At 47.7% G+C, this 16,802-nt stretch carries 11 protein-coding genes; 10 read left to right on the top strand and 1 reads right to left on the bottom strand.

From position 1 onward, the window contains the following. Nucleotides 1-6: 6 nt before the first annotated feature. From uxaC to VM802_RS00250, 4 genes are read left to right on the top strand one after another with little or no spacing between them, the layout of a single operon-like run. Complete coding sequence (uxaC, locus tag VM802_RS00265) at nucleotides 7-1,401, top strand: glucuronate isomerase (protein ID WP_325526731.1); 1,395 nt, start codon at nucleotides 7-9, stop codon at nucleotides 1,399-1,401. After that, a complete protein-coding gene (locus VM802_RS00260) occupies nucleotides 1,402-2,400 on the top strand; it encodes a PfkB family carbohydrate kinase (RefSeq protein ID WP_325526729.1) in 999 nt (332 codons plus the stop codon). A gap of 2 nt (nucleotides 2,401-2,402) precedes the next feature. Beyond that, a complete protein-coding gene (locus VM802_RS00255) occupies nucleotides 2,403-3,065 on the top strand; it encodes a beta/alpha barrel domain-containing protein (protein WP_325526727.1) in 663 nt (220 codons plus the stop codon). Nucleotides 3,066-3,101: 36 nt separating this feature from the next. Beyond that, on the top strand, nucleotides 3,102-4,388 hold the full coding sequence (locus VM802_RS00250; RefSeq protein WP_325526725.1) for an MFS transporter: 1,287 nt from the start codon (nucleotides 3,102-3,104) through the stop codon (nucleotides 4,386-4,388). Nucleotides 4,389-4,544: 156 nt separating this feature from the next. On the opposite strand, the gene VM802_RS00245 is transcribed toward VM802_RS00250, so the two are convergent. Continuing rightward, a complete protein-coding gene (locus VM802_RS00245; protein ID WP_325526724.1) occupies nucleotides 4,545-6,194 on the bottom strand; it encodes a UxaA family hydrolase in 1,650 nt (549 codons plus the stop codon). A 221-nt stretch (nucleotides 6,195-6,415) separates the two neighbouring features. On the opposite strand from VM802_RS00245, the gene VM802_RS00240 reads away from it, so the two are divergent. From VM802_RS00240 to kduI, 6 genes are all read left to right on the top strand, one after another. Then, the gene (locus VM802_RS00240; protein WP_325526722.1) at nucleotides 6,416-7,438 is read left to right on the top strand and encodes a LacI family DNA-binding transcriptional regulator; all 1,023 of its coding nucleotides are present in this window, start codon (nucleotides 6,416-6,418) and stop codon (nucleotides 7,436-7,438) included. 374 nt (nucleotides 7,439-7,812) lie between these two features. Beyond that, nucleotides 7,813-10,878 (top strand): SusC/RagA family TonB-linked outer membrane protein, encoded by a 3,066-nt coding sequence (locus tag VM802_RS00235; RefSeq protein WP_325526720.1) that lies wholly within the window; start codon nucleotides 7,813-7,815, stop codon nucleotides 10,876-10,878. A gap of 18 nt (nucleotides 10,879-10,896) precedes the next feature. Beyond that, complete coding sequence (locus VM802_RS00230) at nucleotides 10,897-12,438, top strand: RagB/SusD family nutrient uptake outer membrane protein (protein ID WP_325526718.1); 1,542 nt, start codon at nucleotides 10,897-10,899, stop codon at nucleotides 12,436-12,438. Nucleotides 12,439-12,525: 87 nt separating this feature from the next. After that, nucleotides 12,526-14,490, top strand: a complete 1,965-nt coding sequence (locus VM802_RS00225) for a heparinase II/III domain-containing protein (RefSeq protein ID WP_325526716.1) — start codon at nucleotides 12,526-12,528, stop codon at nucleotides 14,488-14,490. A 126-nt stretch (nucleotides 14,491-14,616) separates the two neighbouring features. Continuing rightward, entirely contained in the window at nucleotides 14,617-15,882 is a 1,266-nt protein-coding gene (locus tag VM802_RS00220; protein WP_325526714.1) for a DUF2264 domain-containing protein, read from the top strand. A 77-nt stretch (nucleotides 15,883-15,959) separates the two neighbouring features. Further along, complete coding sequence (gene kduI / locus VM802_RS00215) at nucleotides 15,960-16,802, top strand: 5-dehydro-4-deoxy-D-glucuronate isomerase (RefSeq protein WP_325526712.1); 843 nt, start codon at nucleotides 15,960-15,962, stop codon at nucleotides 16,800-16,802.

Genomic DNA, 16,802 nt, shown 5'->3' with positions numbered 1-16,802 from the left:
AGCAATATGAAGGGATTTTTGACAGACGATTTTTTGCTCCGGACAGAAACGGCGAAACGATTATATTTTGATTATGCGCAGTCCATGCCGGTAATTGATTACCACAACCATCTTCCACCGGATGAAATTGCAGAAAACAAAACCTTTGAAACCCTTACCGCCATTTGGCTGAAGGGCGATCACTATAAATGGCGAGCCATGCGTGCCAATGGCGTTGCTGAGGAATATATAACGGGTAACACTGACGATTATACGAAGTTCAGACACTGGGCAGCTACCACTCCCTATACCATGCGTAACCCACTTTATCACTGGTCACACATGGAGCTGCGTAACCCTTTTGGTATCACTGATCTGCTGAACGAACAGAGCGCAGAGAAAATCTATCATGCCTGTAACGCACAATTGCCACAGCTTTCTACCCAGACAATGCTACATCACTTTAAGGTAGAAACACTTTGTACTACTGATGATCCTACAGACTCGCTGGTGCATCACAGGGCAATTGCAGCAAAGCCTATTGGCATCAGGGTCCTCCCTACCTTCAGACCGGATAAAGCTATGGCTGTGGAAAACCCCGCCGTGTTCAACGCTTTTGTGAATAAACTGGCAGAGGTGACCGATACAGATATTCATACTTACGATCAGCTGCTCGAAGCGCTGCATCAACGCCATACTTATTTTCATGAAAGCGGTTGCCGTCTGAGTGATCATGGCATCAACACTTTTTATTTCTCTCCATCCGGAAAGCAGGAACTGGAGGCGATTTTTAGCAACGCCCGCAATAACCGTAAAATAACACCCTATGAGAGCGCACAGTTCAAAACTGCCGTGTTACTGGCCGTGTGCGAATGGAATCATGACAGAGGTTGGGCGCAGCAGTTTCACGCCGGCGCTATCCGTAACAACAACTCGCGGTTGTTGCAGCAACTGGGTGCAGATGCAGGCGTAGACTCTATCGGCGACTGGAATATGGCGGAAGCAATGAGCGCCTTCTTTGATGCGCTGGATAAGAAAGACAAGCTCACAAAAACCATCATCTATAATCTGAATCCCGCCTATAATGAAGTGTTTGCCACAATGGCCGGCAACTTCCAGGATGGGACTGTGCCGGGTAAGATCCAGTTTGGTTCCGGCTGGTGGTTCATGGACCAGAAGGATGGTATGGAGAAACAGATAAATGCCCTGAGTAATATGGGACTGCTCAGCCGCTTTGTAGGCATGCTTACCGATTCCAGAAGTTTTCTATCTTTTCCACGTCATGAATATTTTCGTCGTATTTTGTGTAACCTTATTGGCAATGATATAGAGAACGGTGAACTGCCCAATGATATTCCCTGGCTGGGGAAGATGGTACAAGATATTTGTTACTACAACGCAAAAGCATATTTCGGATTTTAAATGAAGCCTGTAAAAGTTATTACATTCGGAGAGATATTATTACGTCTGTCTCCCGTACTTGCACAACACAATGCCGCTATATACGTGGGTGGCGCAGAGGCCAATGCCGCTGCAGCGCTGGCACAATGGGGCACGCCTGTGGCCTATATCAGTAAGGTGCCGGAAAACGGATTGTCTAAAGAAGTACTGCAACAGCTGACTGATCGTGGTATCCATACAGACAGAATGTTATGGGGTGGCGACCGCATCGGGATTTATTACCTGGCGCAGGGTAGCGACCTTAAACACGCTGAGGTGGTATACGACCGTAAATATTCATCATTCAGTCAGATAAAGCCCGGCACAGTTGATTGGGACGCACTGCTCGGTGATGCAGCATGGTTTCACTGGAGTGCTATCACGCCTGCATTGAATGCAGATGCAGCTGAGGTTTGTAAGGAAGTTCTGGAAGCCGCCACACGCAGGGGTATGATCATCTCTACTGATCTCAATTACCGCAGCAAACTATGGCAGTATGGTAAGCAGCCTGCCGATATTATGCCGGAACTCACCGCCTATTGCGATGTAATCATGGGTAACATATGGGCCGCCAATAATATGCTGGGTACCGCACTTGATAACACTGCGCTGGGAGCAGATACAAAAGCAGTTTATCTTGAACAGGCAGAGAAGACAGCACGTGAAATAACGGAAAAATATACACGCTGCAAACGGGTAGCTTTTACTTTTCGTTTCAGTCATGCTGCCACACATAACCTGTATTACGCATTTTACTATAACAATGGCCAGGTCTGTATTTCACGGGAGTATGAAACAAGTGATGTAGTGGACCGTGTAGGCAGTGGCGATTGCTTTATGGCTGGCCTGATACATGCGCAGCTGCAGGGAAAGGATGATCAACAGATCATTTCTTATGCAGCAGCAGCAGCTTATTCCAAATTTTTTGTGAAGGGAGATTTCAATACTACTTCCGAAGCGGATATTTTAAAATTGATTTAAGTATGGCACCGAAACCTGAAACTATTATATCAGCCTTTGAACGAAGCGGCATCATTCCGGTTTTTTATCACGACGATGCAGAGGTGTGCATGGAAGTGCTGCAGGCCTGCTACGACGGCGGGTTACGTGTTTTTGAATTTACCAGCAGGGGACCAAATGCCCGTAAGAACTTCAGTAAACTGCTGGAAATGAAACAGTTAACCATGCCTGATCTGTACCTGGGCATCGGTACTATCAAAAATGGAGCGGACGCCGCGGCCTTCACTACGCTGGGAGCAGATTTTATTGTATGCCCTGTCACAGACGCTGAAACAGGCGCTTACTGCCGGTCAGAAAATATATTGTGGATCCCCGGTTGTATGACGCCAACGGAAATCGCAGTAGCAGAGAAGAACGGTGCAGCGCTGGTGAAATTGTTTCCGGGTAATGTGCTGGGCCCCAGCTATGTGAAAGCAATCAAACCGCTGTTTCCACAGTTGAAGTTTATGCCTACCGGTGGTGTGGAACCCACACGCATCAGTATGGATGCCTGGTTTGACGCCGGTGTCGTATGTGTGGGAATGGGCAGCAACCTGCTCTCTAAACAAATGATTGAAGACCGCGACTGGAACGGGCTAAAGGATAAAATAATGCAAACGTTTGCGTTTCTGGATGCAAAACGCTAACTTAAAGGCAACTTAATAAATTCCAAATCAGCAATAATGAATTCCACAACTTTAGGTAAGTATCGCTGGCGTATATGTGCGTTACTGTTTATAGCAACCACAATCAACTATATCGACCGGCAGGTACTTGGCTTGCTGAAGGGCGACCTGTCGCAAGAGTTTAACTGGACTGAGCAGGACTACAGCAATCTCGTTATGACTTTTTCCGCAGCATATTCTATCGGTCTGCTCTTCTTCGGGCGGCTGGTAGACAAGCTGGGCTCCAAACTGGGCTATAGTCTTGCTATCACCGTATGGAGCCTCTCCGCTATGGCGCATGCATTGATTCGGTCTACACTCGGATTTGGTATCGTGCGTTCTGTTCTCGGCGTGAGCGAAGCCGGTAACTTTCCTGCAGCTATCAAGGCTACAGCCGAATGGTTCCCTAAAAAGGAGCGTGCGCTGGCAACAGGCATTTTCAATAGCGGTGCCAACATCGCCGCAGTGGTAGGCCCGCTGATGGTGTACTGGCTGGCCCGTAATCATGGCTGGCGCCACGCTTTTTTCTGGACAGGCGCCATCGGTTTTGCATGGCTGGTCTTGTGGATATTGTTCTATGAAGTGCCTGGGAAACATAAAAAAGTATCAAAAGAAGAATTTGATTATATACATTCCGACCAGGAAATAGAAGAAGTGAAACCCCAGCCTGTGAAATGGGGGAAACTGTTGAAAGTAAGACAAACATGGGCCTTTGTATTCGGTAAGCTGCTGACAGACCCGGTATGGTGGTTCTTCCTGTTCTGGCTGCCTACGTATCTCGAATCTATTTTCCACATCGATCTGAAAGCGAATCTGGGATTACCTATCATTATCATCTATTCTGTTACCAGTTTTGGAAGTATAGGTGGTGGCTGGCTTTCATCACATCTCATCAAATCCGGATGGCCTATCTTCAAGGCGCGTAAAGTGTCTATGCTGATCTTTGCCTTGTGTGTAACACCTATCCTGTTTATACAGTATACCAACAATGTATGGGTTGCAATAGCCCTGATAAGCCTGGCTACAGCCGCGCATCAGGCATGGTCTGCTACTATCTTCACCACCGCTTCTGATATGTTCCCCAAACGCGCCGTCAGCTCTGTAGTGGGCATCGGCGGAATGGCAGGTTCTATTGGAGGTACGCTTTTCCCTATCGTAATCGGGTCCATGTTACAGCACTATAAAGAGATCGGTAATATCGGCATTGGCTACAATATCCTCTTCGGTATGTGTGCCGTGGCTTACCTGGCGGCATGGCTGGTAATGCACGCATTTGCACCAAAGATGGAAACGGTGAAGCTGTAATTTTTGATGAAGTGTGATGCTGGTGATGAGCGAAGATAAAAGCGGAAGGCCCCATTTAGAATTTTTCTAAATGGGGCCTTCCGCTTTTATCTAATTATATTCATATTTTCTCGGTAATCTTCGCTTATCACCAGAATCACACTTCATCAAACAAAATCACAGGGATACGCCGCGTTTCCACGGAATAAAGTCATCCTGGTGGAGGTCTTCAGCTTTAGTATGTATCTCGCCGCTGGCAGCTTTGATCACGAAATCAAGGATTTGTTCCCCCATTTCAGCGATGGAATGCTGTCCGCTGATAATGGAGCCGGTATCAATATCGATGATATCGGGCATACGTGTTGCGAGACGGGTGCTGGTTGCAAGCTTGATCACCGGGGCAATGGGATTGCCGGTAGGCGTACCCAGACCAGTGGTGAACAGTACGATGTTGGCGCCGGAGCCTACTTCTGCAGACGTGGATTCCACATCATTGCCGGGGGTACATAACAGATTGAGTCCGGGCCTGGTTACATACTCAGTATAATCCAATACATCAGTAACAGGCGATGAACCGCCCTTCTTGGCTGCACCGGCAGATTTGATGGCATCAGTGATAAGCCCATCCTTGATATTGCCGGGAGAAGGGTTCATATAAAAGCCTGAGCCCACTGACTGCGCCTGGTTTTCATAGGCGCGCATGATACGGATGAATTTATCGGAGGTCTGCTGATCCACACAACGGTTGATTAGTTCCTGCTCTACACCGCACAGTTCCGGGAATTCAGACAGAATAGAAGTACCGCCCAGCGCTACCAGCAAGTCGGAAGTATGGCCTACAGCCGGGTTAGCAGATATGCCGGAGAAGCCGTCGGAACCACCGCATTCCAGTCCTATGACGAGTTTCGACAATGAGCTGGGCTGGCGTGTCTGCTTGTTGGCTTCTACCAATGCCAGGAAAGTATCTTTAATCGCCGCAGAAAGCATCGCAAATTCGGATGCACTCTTCTGTTGCTCGTATACCAGCACCGGTTTGTTGAAGGCTGGATTCAGCTTCTTAAGGGCTGCCTGGAGCACAGATACCTGTGCGTGCTGACAGCCGAGGCTCAGGATGGTGGCGCCGGCTACGTTGGGATGATGAATATATCCGGCCAGCAGAGCGCATAGTGCATCAGAATCCTGACGGGTACCACCGCACCCCCCTTCATGTGTAAGAAACTTGATACCGTCTATATTCGGGAAAACGGTGTTTTTACGTTTATCCGTAGACGTTATATTACCGGCTTCGTACTGCCTGATAGCTTCCAGGTTACCGCTTTTATAAAGCGCAACGAGGTCATTCACCTGTTCGTTATAAACCTCGGTAGGAGCAAATCCCAGTCCTTTTTCGAAAGCTGTTTTGATAACACCTACATTCCTGTTCTCACAGAACACAAGGGGGATCACCAACCAATAATTGCGCGTACCCACCTGTCCGTCTTCACGATGGTAGCCCATAAAGGTACTGTTCTTCCATTTGCTCACATCAGGGGCCTGCCATTGCAGGTTGCTCTCTTTCTCATGGAAAGCATTGGCATCATGTACGATATTTTCGGTAGTGATGCTTTCGCCTTGTACCAGCGGGCGTGTAGACTTCCCCACCAGTACGCCGTACATGGTGATGGCTTCTCCCGTATTGATATTGTCGATCAGGAACTTATGTTTAGCTGCGGTATTTTGCCTGAGTTGAATCGTCTGACCGTTGAATGACACATTGGTGCCGGCGGGCAGATCCTGTAAAGCCACCAGCACATTATCATCCGGATGTATTTGTAAGAAAGTGTTCATAAAGGCTAAAGTAGTAAATAACGTATCCTGCTGGTAATACTAAAATGTTAATCCTTGATAAGATTTTAACTATTTGACAGAACAGCTGTAACGTTTGATGGTGGCAAGTTACAAATGATTTGATAATTACAGGTTATCATTTTCTGCAACAGCCATTGCGGAAAGAAGTAGGTATCCGTCACGGGTAATTCGTATTTTGACAGTAGAAAATTTTCCCTGTTATGCAGAAACATGAAAGCACCATTGTGGATATTGCCAGGGCGCTGAATTTGTCCATTGCTACAGTGTCGCGCGCGTTGAATGATCATCCTAAGATCAGCGAGGCCACCAAAAAGAAAGTGAGGGAGCAGGCCAATGCGCTGGAGTACCGCCGGAATACGCTGGCGTCAGGGTTGAGGGGTAGCCGGACCAACAATATTGGTCTTATTATACCCCGCGTGTCCATGTACTTCCATGCCACCGCCATCACGGCGATCCAGAACAAGCTGCACCAGCATGGCTACAACCTTATTATCGGGCAGACGAACGACAGCTTTGAGATGGAGAAGGAGCTGGCCAGCGCCATGTTCTCCTCCAGGGTGGATGGATTGATGGTGGCATCTACTTTTTATACCACTGACTTCTCCCATTTTGATGTATTTACCCGTAATGATATCCCACTGGTGTTTTTCGACCGGGTACCAGTAGATTTTTACCCTGCACAAGTGATCCGCGGAGATGACTACAAAGGCGGTTTCATGGCCACTTCCCACCTCGCGAAGGCTGGCTGTAAAACGATTGCACATCTGTCTGGCCCACTGAGCTGCAACCTGTATAAAGACCGCTATGCCGGTTATGTGGATGCGCTGCGTAAGCATCGGTTACCATTCAGGAAGGAGTGGGTCTTTTTCAATGAGCTGACGCCAGAGAACGCGCTGCGTATTGCCAGGCAACTCTTTGCCGCGCCACCTTACCCTGACGGTATTTTTGCCTCTAATGATACTACCGCTATCATACTGCTGGAACATGCGCGCAGCCTGGGTATTGTTATACCGGAGCAGTTGAAGATCGTAGGCTATTCCAATGATCCCCGTACCGCTATTATATCTCCTGCTATCACTACCGTTGAACAGTTCCCGGACAAAGTAGGCGAGAGAGCTGTAGATGCACTGTTAGAGCTGATGAAAGGGCGTGGGCGCCGCAAAGGTGAAGTACAGCGCCCCATCATTACAGCCGTCGAGCTGGTGTGCAGAGCTTCTGCTTAGTTGTTTATTAGGCTATTTTCTAATACCAACATTATTATGAACTGTAAAACTGTCTTTTTCAATTCGTAAAGGCGTTATATTTCCTGCGCTGAGGATACCCCTTTATTTGAATAATACATATGGTAGAGAAAATTTTATGCAAACGTTTGAATTATCCAAATAATTAAATAATTTTGGTTTGAACACACGTTACGAGAAATAAGTGAACAGAAAGAGCCAGTTATAGTTTTTTTAATCGCCTGTGGTGTTATGTTTGAGAGTTATGCTATATAATACAACCAGATAAACATAGGATTTCTGTAGGAACAGATCAGTGAACAATGTTCCTTTTATTTTTCATGTTTAATGCAAACGTTTACATTAAAAACACGTTTATGAAAAAAATGCTTGGTGCTTCATTGTGCATATGGGGGATATGTATGGCACAAATAGCGATCGCCCAGGAGAAACAACCACTGACAGGCACCGTGAAAGACGCTCAGGGCGCAGCATTACCGGGGGTGACAGTTGGGGTGAAACATGCTGCTACAGGAACCGTGACCGGGCCTGATGGGAAATTCAAAGTAAACGCAAGTGAAAAAGACACGTTGGTATTCAGTTTCCTGGGCTTCAACAGAAAAGAAGTAGCAGTAAACAGAAGTACCAATTTCTCCGTATTGTTGGAAAGCAGCTCTACCAGCCTGAATGAGACAGTAGTAGTAGGTTATGGCGTACAGAAGAAGATCAATCTTTCGGGAGCTGTGACCAGCGTGAACTTCGACAAAACTATGCAGAGCCGCCCCGTAACCGATCTGAGTACAGCGCTCAGTGGTATGGCGCCAGGCGTGAGCATATCACAGGCTTCCGGCCAGCCAGGCCGCGAAAGCGCCACCATCCGCATCCGCGGCGTCGGTACGCTCAACAATGCTAACCCGCTGGTAATCGTAGATGGTATTGAAAGCAACATGAGCGACGTGAACATGGCGGACGTGGAAAGCGTATCCGTACTAAAAGATGCCGCTGCCGGCGCTATCTACGGATCCCGCGCTGCTAATGGCGTAGTACTCATCACTACCAAAAAAGGTAAGAAAGGCAAAACAACCGTTTCCTATAATGGTTACTATGGCGTACAGAAAGCTACCCGTCTCTTCGACATGGTAAGTGATTATGCTACCTACATGGAGCTGATGAATCGTATAGCCGTGGCAGACAATCCCGGTAATGCAAAACCGTTTAAACAGGCCACCATTGACTCCTGGAGAAATGCCACCGACAGGGTATTATATCCCAATACTGACTGGATGGACGTAATGTTCGGTCAGGGTAACCTCACTGGTCACACTGTATCTGTATCCGGGGGCTCTGATAAAACATCTTACTATATGTCGCTCGATTACCTGCACAACAATGGTATCATGAAAAATACCAACCAGGACAGGTATATGGTACGACTCAATGCAGATCACGAGATCAGCAAGAAAATAAAGATCGGCGCTAACATCGCGCTCACCTGGAAAGACCGCAAAGAGCCGCAGGATGTAAACACTTTGCTCTCTTTCGCTGCCAGCACTTCTCCGGGAACTACGCCTAAAATAGTGGATGCCACCGGAACCCGCTACGGCGCCCGCAATACAGATGATGAAAATGGGCAGCTCGACAACCCGTTACAGTACATTGAAACATGGAACCGTCCTAACCGCCAGCAGCGCACTTTTGCCAAGCTGTGGGGTGAGTGGAACATTGTTGACGGACTAAAGTTCCAACTGAACGGTGCTGCTGATTATTTCAATTCGGCACAGAAAAGCTATGCGCTGGCTGGCCCTATTCAGAACAGATGGAACTTCCAGAAGAATGTGATTGTACAACAACTGGATCAGCAACCAGCCACACTGGAGCAGCTCGACAGTACCAACCTGCGGTTAACCTACTTCGCCACGTTGAATTACATGAAGGATTTTGGCGATGGTCACCACATCAATGTATTGCTGGGTAACAGTGCTGAGTCTGAGAAAGGTACTTATATGATGGCCAGCGTCATGAACTTCCCTACCAATGAAACGTGGGAGTTGTCTGCTGGCTCCGAGCAGCCTAAAGTTGCCGGAACTACATATAGAAGTAACCGTTACTCTTTCTTCGGTCGTATCAACTATGACTATAAAGGAAAATACCTGCTGGAAGCAAACCTGCGCCGCGATGCTTCTTCTTACTTCGCGCCCGGTAAGCAATGGGGTACCTATCCTTCTTTCTCCGCCGCATGGCGGCTTACAGAAGAGCCATTCATCAAGTCATTTATGCCAGCATGGGTGAACAACCTGAAACTGAGAGGGTCATGGGGCCAACTGGGTAACGACCGTATTTCACCGTTCCAGTTCCTCTACCTGTACTCATCCGGCCTTAACTATTCTTACGCTGGTAAACTGGTTCCCGGACTGGCTCCTACGGATATGGCCAATCCGGATATCCGTTGGGAAACATCCAACTCTACCAACTTAGGTCTGGATGCTAACCTGTTCAATGATCATTTCACACTGAACTTCGACGTATTCAAACGCCGCACAACGGATATCCTTGTAAGACTGGAACTGTCTTCACTCTACGGCGGTCTTACACCACCATACCAGAATGTGGGTATTGTTGAAAACAAAGGTCTGGAGCTGAATCTTGCTTACAATAACCGCGTTGGCAATTTCACTTACGGTGTCTCCGGTAACGTTAGTTATATCAATAACGAAGTAGTACAGTATCAACCCAATCCAGAAGCAATTGGTACGCTGGGTGGCGCTGCTGTATTGAGAAAGGGCTGGTCCATTGGTTCACTCTACGGTTACCAGGTGGATGGTATCTTCCAGTCTGATGACGAAATTGCGAAATGGGCCAAGCAACGTACATCTGGTACTAACAAGCCGGGCGACTTCCGTTATGTGGATGTGAATAATGATGGTGTAATCAACGGAAGCGACCGTGTGAACCTCGGTAACACCATTCCTAAATGGTATTATGGCCTGAACCTGAATGCAGGATACAAAGGCTTTGAATTGGCGCTCCTGTTCCAGGGTGTAGGCGATGTAAAGAGATTTTACCAGGACTCCTGGTATACCAGTGGTATCCGTTCTGGTCGTGAGATCAACACGGAATTCCTGAATGCCTGGACGCCGGACAACCGCAACACCAATATCCCTCGCCTTACAAGCTCTGGTAATACCGATAATACACAGGCTTCTTCTTTCTGGGTGCAGGATGCATCTTTCCTCAGACTGAAAAACATACAGCTGTCCTATACAATTCCGAAACATGTGTTTAAGAGCACCATCCAGAACATCCGGGTATACATGAATGCGCAGAACGTGTTTACATGGACGAAGTTCAAAGGACTGGATCCTGAAGTGGGCGATTATACAAGGGCCGGTATTCAGTATCCGAACGTACGGATCATTACCGGCGGTGTAAATGTGACATTCTAACTTATTAAACAACTCATCATGAAAAGGATCACCTTAGCTATATATTCCTGCTGCCTGTTGGCATTAGGAGCCTGCAAGAAAGACTTTCTCGAGCCTCAGCCAACAGATAAAGCCTCTGACAGCAACTTCTGGAAAACAGAGAAAGATGCGAACGCCGGTGTGGCCGCTGTTTACAACGATTTGCAGAACAATGACATTTATGGTCTGTATGTATATTATGATGGATTAACGCCCGCAGCATGGATATGGGACGATGGTGGCACAGGACTGGGCCCTATTTCAAAAGGAAACATGAACCAGTTTGGTACTGCGCCGGCCAATAAATTCAGGGCATTGTATAATGGTGTTTTCCGCGCGAATGTTGCCCTGGAGAAACTGCCAGGTGCACAGATGCCGGATTCAGTAAGATCACGCCTCACAGGGGAAGCTACTTTCCTGCGTGCGTTGTTTTATTACAATCTTACAGATTTCTTCGGCGATGTACCACTGATTACGAAAACGATTCCGCTGAACAGCCAGCTGCCAGGGAAGGAAACGAGAGCTAATCTGCTTACTTTCATTATAAAAGAGGCGGATGCCGCTGCCAAAGCATTACCTGTAACTTATGATAAATCGCTTACTGGCCACGCTACAAGAGGTGCTGCGTTGACACTGAAAGCGAAGGCGCAGCTGATGGCAAAGCAGTATGCGGATGTGGTAAGCACTTGTCAGACTATTATGACGCTCGGATATGATCTCTACAGCGATTACAGAAACATGTTTATTTCTACTGCTGCGGAGAATAATATCGAAGTGATATTCGATGTGCAGTACGTTGGTCCGGGTCTCGGACAGGGTAGCTTGCTGGATAAACGGTTATCCACACGCAGTTCTTTCTCCAGCGGTTGGAGTAACGTATACCCGTCAGCGTATCTTGTGAACAATTATGAGATGAAGAACGGTAAGCCGATCACAGACCCTGCCTCCGGTTATGACCCGGCAAATCCTTATACCAACCGTGATCCACGCCTTGACTATACCATCGTAAGGCCTGGCGCCGCCTGGAAGGGGATTGATTATAAGAACATGCGTGTTGACAACGCGAGCCTGTTCACCGGTTATATGACCCGCAAATATGTTTTGGAAGTGGACGGCTTCTCAGCTGGTGATTCCCCGCTTAACTATATCGTCTTCAGGTTCGCGGATGTATTGCTGATGCTTGCAGAAGCAGAGAATGAACTGTCCGGTGCAGACGGTATTGTGTATAGCGCCGTTAACCGTGTTCGTGCACGTGTGGGTGTGAATATGCCGCCTGTTGACGCTGGTAAGTCTCAGACAGAAATGCGTCAGATCATCAGACATGAGCGGATGATCGAGTTTGCGATGGAAGGAAATTATTATTCTGATATGAGAAGATGGGGAAATGCGAAAGATGTGATGGATGGATTGACCGTAACAAACCTCGCCGGACAGCAGCTTGATAAGCTGACTTATATCAATGCATTCAACCTGTGGCCGCTGCCCCAGAAAGAAATTGACCTGAACAGCAACCTGATACAAAATCCTGACTATGCTAAATAAGGCATATACAGGTAAACAATAATAGTTGTTATGCCACGGCTATGTGCCGTGGCATACATTTTTTATTTTGCATAAAATAATTGTCAGATGTACACTAAAAAAATAACGGGTATACTGATAACGTTTGCTGCGCTGCTGCATGGAAATATCTCTTTTGCGCAGGAGCGTGCACCACGTAATTACCTGTATGCAGCCTGGCGGCAGGGAGGGGCAGAAAAGGCTTTTGCAGAAATAGACAAATGGAGGGCTGCCCAACGAATACTCATTACGGCAAAGATGCAGCAGCTGCCGGAAGCCACGCGTGCAGCACTTATCCGCGATGCTGATAAGGTGATGGATTTCAACTGGCCTTCCTTACCTGCAACGGTTTATCTAGAATTCAAGGTGAATGGTAACCGTTCTCATTTTGAGGCTTTGCAGTCGGAGCGCCGTAAAGTACTAACCGCCCTGGTGGCAGATGAGCTGGCGGACAGGCATGGCAAATATCTGCCGCAGATAGCAAATGGTTTGTGGGCCATCCTGGAAGAAAGTACCTGGGTACTGCCTGCACATGTAGGTGTACAGAAGGCGGGAACGGGACTGCCTGATCCGGCAGAACCAATAGTAGATCTGGTTGCTGGAGAAACCGCCGCTGCAGTGAGCTGGGTACAGTTCCTGTTTCGTGACGAACTGGATAAGATTTCTCCCATGCTCAACAGACGTGTGGATACGGAGCTGGAACAACGTGTAATCACGCCATTTCTGCAACGCAATGATTTCTGGTGGATGGGTTACGGCAACAGGATGGTGAACAACTGGAATATCTGGATCAATACCAATGTGTTACAGACTGCCCTGCTCAGCATAAAGGAAACGGATACACGGAACAAAGTAATTGAAAAGGCGATCCGGAGTGCAGATAATTTTGTGAATGCTTACCCTGAAGACGGTGGCTGCGACGAAGGCCCTACCTACTGGGGGCATGCGGGTGGCAAGCTGGTCGAATTCATCACCTGGTTGAACAGTGCCTCTGGACATCAGCTTAACTTGGGTAGCAATGAACTGATCCACAGGATAGGCGCCTACATTTACAAGATGCATATAGACAGCAGCCGCTTTGTGAATTTTGCGGATGCTTCTGCTATTGCTATTCCTCCTCCACATACAGTGTATCTCTATGGCGAAGCTTTCAATGATCCTCTGCTGAGAAACTTTGCTGCTTATCTCTACCGGCTGACGACAAAGGATAGCACGAAGCTGAACACATCTTCCGTACCCTTTTTTATTTATGATATTGAAACCAGGGCAGCTCTGCTGGCCACCAGGCCGGCAGAGCCTTTCACTCCGGTGAACTGGCTGCCCGATCTGCAGGTGCTATCACTGCGTGCGCAGGAAGGCTCCGCAAAGGGACTATTCTTTGCGGCACAGGGAGGCCATAATGCGGAGAGTCATAACCATAACGACGTAGGCAATTTCGTACTATATATGAATGGCCGTCCTGCCGTGATAGACGTGGGGGTTGGCACCTATACCAAACAAACCTTCAGCGCAGACCGTTACAAACTCTGGTATATGCAGTCGCAGTGGCACAACTGCCCGGATATCAATGGTGTACAGCAACAGGATGGACGTAAGTTTCACGCCAGTGATGTACAGTTCAATGATGGAAAGAATGGGCGTGTGCTAAGTATGGATATTGCAGCAGCTTACCCTGAACAAGCTATGGTGGCTTCGTGGAAACGGACATTTGCATTCAGCCCTTCCCGTAATAGCCTGACACTGGAAGAAACATATAAACTCAATGCCTGGAAAGAACCGTTCAGGCTGCACTTTATGACAGCGCTGGAGGTGGATAACCAGACAGCAGGAAAGATTGTGCTGACGGACGCTGGCAACAAACTGGTGATCACTTATGACCCCTCACTTTTTGAGGTAGCGACAGACCACCAGCAGCTGGATGATAAACGATTGTCTTCCGTATGGGGAAATGAAGTGATCAGAGTGAGTCTGGTAGCCCGTAAGCAGGCATTGACCGGAAAGCACTCAATTCGTTTTGATATGCAGGGCAGGTAGTAATATGACCGTGTATGATCTTTTTTTATCAAAAGCTTTGCATTTTGCAAACGTTTGCATTAATTTAGAGAGTAAAGGGTCAAACTGGTACAGGGAAAACATCCTTTTAACACAAAAGTAAACAAGTTGGAACGCAGAAATTTTATTAAAATTGCGCCGCTGGCGGGACTGGCGGGCGCTATGGCACCGGGAAGAACACTGGCTTCCGCGGTAAATAGTGAAACAGTGAACAATACAGCTGCGCCTCTTACAGACAGGCAGTACCATGTAAAATTATTGCAGCGTATAACCACCCCTGTTGTAGAGAACATGAGCAAAGGCACACTTAAGAAGAATATGCCACTGGAGAAAGGTCCTGGTTATGGTCTTGCCGTGGAGAAGGTCACCTACCTGGAAGCCTTCGGCAGATGTATTTCAGGAATGGCCCCCTGGCTGGCATTACCGGACGATAATACCCCTGAAGGAAAGATCCGTAAGCAGCTCCGGGAACAGGTATTGCAGGGCATCGTCAATGGTGTGAACCCTTCCGCTCCGGATTATCTCAACTTCCGCTCTGAAGCACAGCCACTTGTAGATGCTGCTTATCTCTGCCAGACTTTCATGCGTGCGCCGGAAGCCTTGTGGCAACCACTGGATAACACTACCAAATCTAATGTGATAAAGGAATTGAAAGAACTGCGCCGCATCAGGCCTGCTTATAATAACTGGCTGTTGTTTGCTGGTATGGTGGAAGCGTTTTTGTTGTCAATTGGTGAGGAATACGAACCATTAAGAACAATGGTGGCTACCAAAAAGATACAGGAGTGGTATGCCGGCGATGGCTTCTACAGTGATGGCCCGCAGTTTTCACTGGATTACTACAATGGCTATGTGATCCATCCTATGTTTACAGACATGTTGAAGGTGCTGGTGGATAAAAAGCAGGCGGGTAAAGCAGACTATGACCAGGCGATCAAACGCATGCAACGCTTTGCAGAGTTGCAGGAACGCATGATTGCGCCGGATGGTACCTACCCTGCGCTTGGGAGGTCTATGACTTACCGTACCGCTGCTTTCCAGCCATTGGTGCAGTTGGCACTGAATCATCAGCTGCCTGATGGTATAGAACCCGCACAAGTGCGTTGTGCAATGACCGCCATTATGAAAAATATCTTTGAGATGAATGGTACTTTCGATCAACAAGGTTGGTTGCAATTGGGCATCTGTGGTCATCAGCCTGAAGTGGCGGATGTATATACTTCCACAGGTAGCCTTTATATCTGTACCAACGGCTTCCTCGCACTGGGGCTGCCTGAACAGGATCCTTTCTGGTCGGCTCCCGCAGCGGAATGGACCGCAAAGAAGGTCTGGTCCGGAAAGCCGGTGAAGAAAGACTACCATGTCAATTATTAACAATAATCAGTTAACCTCCGGTTTTCTGGACAAGCAACAGATGGTCGGAATCCCATAATAATATCCAATTATAGTATATGAACACAAAGTATGAGTCGAGGTATGCCAGCAGCCCTAACGAGGTAAAGAGTATGGATACTGCTCAGTTAAGACAGGCATTTCTTATTGAAAAAATATTTGAGGCAGATGTGATCTCATGGGTGTATACGCATTACGATCGTTATCTTACCGCTGGCGCCATGCCGGTGAAAGGATCTGTGGTTCTGGAAACCATTGATCTCCTCAAAGCAGAATATTTTCTGGAAAGAAGGGAGCTGGGTATGATTAATGTTGGCGGAGATGGCACGGTAGAAGTAGACGGAGAAAAGTTTGACATCACATTCAAGGAAGCATTATACATTGGGAGAGGCAGCAGGAAAGTAGTATTCCACAGCAAGGATGCCAGCAACCCTGCGAAGTTCTATCTGAACTCCACCCCTGCTCACCGTACTTATCCAACACGTAAGGTGTCAAGAAACGAGGCGGATGTAGTAACGCTGGGTGCGTTGGAAACGTCTAACCACCGAACTATCAACAAACTCCTGGTAAACTCTGTGCTGGAAACATGCCAGTTGCAGATGGGCATGACTGAGCTAAAACCCGGCAGCGTATGGAACACAATGCCGGCGCATACACACGACAGGAGAATGGAAGTATACTTCTATTTTGAAATCCCCGCAGAGCAGTCGGTATGCCACTTTATGGGGCAGCCGCAGGAGACGCGTCATATCTGGATGCAGAATGAGCAGGCAGTGATTTCTCCACCCTGGTCAGTTCACTCAGGCGCAGGTACCAGCAACTATACTTTTATCTGGGGCATGGCCGGAGAGAACCTGGATTATGGAGATATGGATTTCTGTAAGATCACTGAATTACGTTAA

The sequence above is a fragment of the Chitinophaga sp. genome (assembly GCF_035538455.1).
Classification (GTDB): domain Bacteria; phylum Bacteroidota; class Bacteroidia; order Chitinophagales; family Chitinophagaceae; genus Chitinophaga.
The sequence above is the reverse complement of the archived record's forward strand: the minus strand, read 5'-3'. Positions and strand labels throughout refer to the sequence as shown.

What these genes read in the sequence shown, in the direction of transcription:
- VM802_RS00235 (WP_325526720.1), top strand. Translation starts at nt 7,813, where the DNA reads ATGAAAAAAATGCTTGGTGCTTCATTGTGCATATGGGGGATATGTATG.
- VM802_RS00255 (WP_325526727.1), top strand. Translation starts at nt 2,403, where the DNA reads ATGGCACCGAAACCTGAAACTATTATATCAGCCTTTGAACGAAGCGGC.
- VM802_RS00250 (WP_325526725.1), top strand. Translation starts at nt 3,102, where the DNA reads ATGAATTCCACAACTTTAGGTAAGTATCGCTGGCGTATATGTGCGTTA.
- VM802_RS00240 (WP_325526722.1), top strand. Translation starts at nt 6,416, where the DNA reads ATGCAGAAACATGAAAGCACCATTGTGGATATTGCCAGGGCGCTGAAT.
- kduI (WP_325526712.1), top strand. Translation starts at nt 15,960, where the DNA reads ATGAACACAAAGTATGAGTCGAGGTATGCCAGCAGCCCTAACGAGGTA.
- VM802_RS00245 (WP_325526724.1), bottom strand. Translation starts at nt 6,194, where the DNA reads ATGAACACTTTCTTACAAATACATCCGGATGATAATGTGCTGGTGGCT.
- uxaC (WP_325526731.1), top strand. Translation starts at nt 7, where the DNA reads ATGAAGGGATTTTTGACAGACGATTTTTTGCTCCGGACAGAAACGGCG.
- VM802_RS00230 (WP_325526718.1), top strand. Translation starts at nt 10,897, where the DNA reads ATGAAAAGGATCACCTTAGCTATATATTCCTGCTGCCTGTTGGCATTA.
- VM802_RS00225 (WP_325526716.1), top strand. Translation starts at nt 12,526, where the DNA reads ATGTACACTAAAAAAATAACGGGTATACTGATAACGTTTGCTGCGCTG.
- VM802_RS00260 (WP_325526729.1), top strand. Translation starts at nt 1,402, where the DNA reads ATGAAGCCTGTAAAAGTTATTACATTCGGAGAGATATTATTACGTCTG.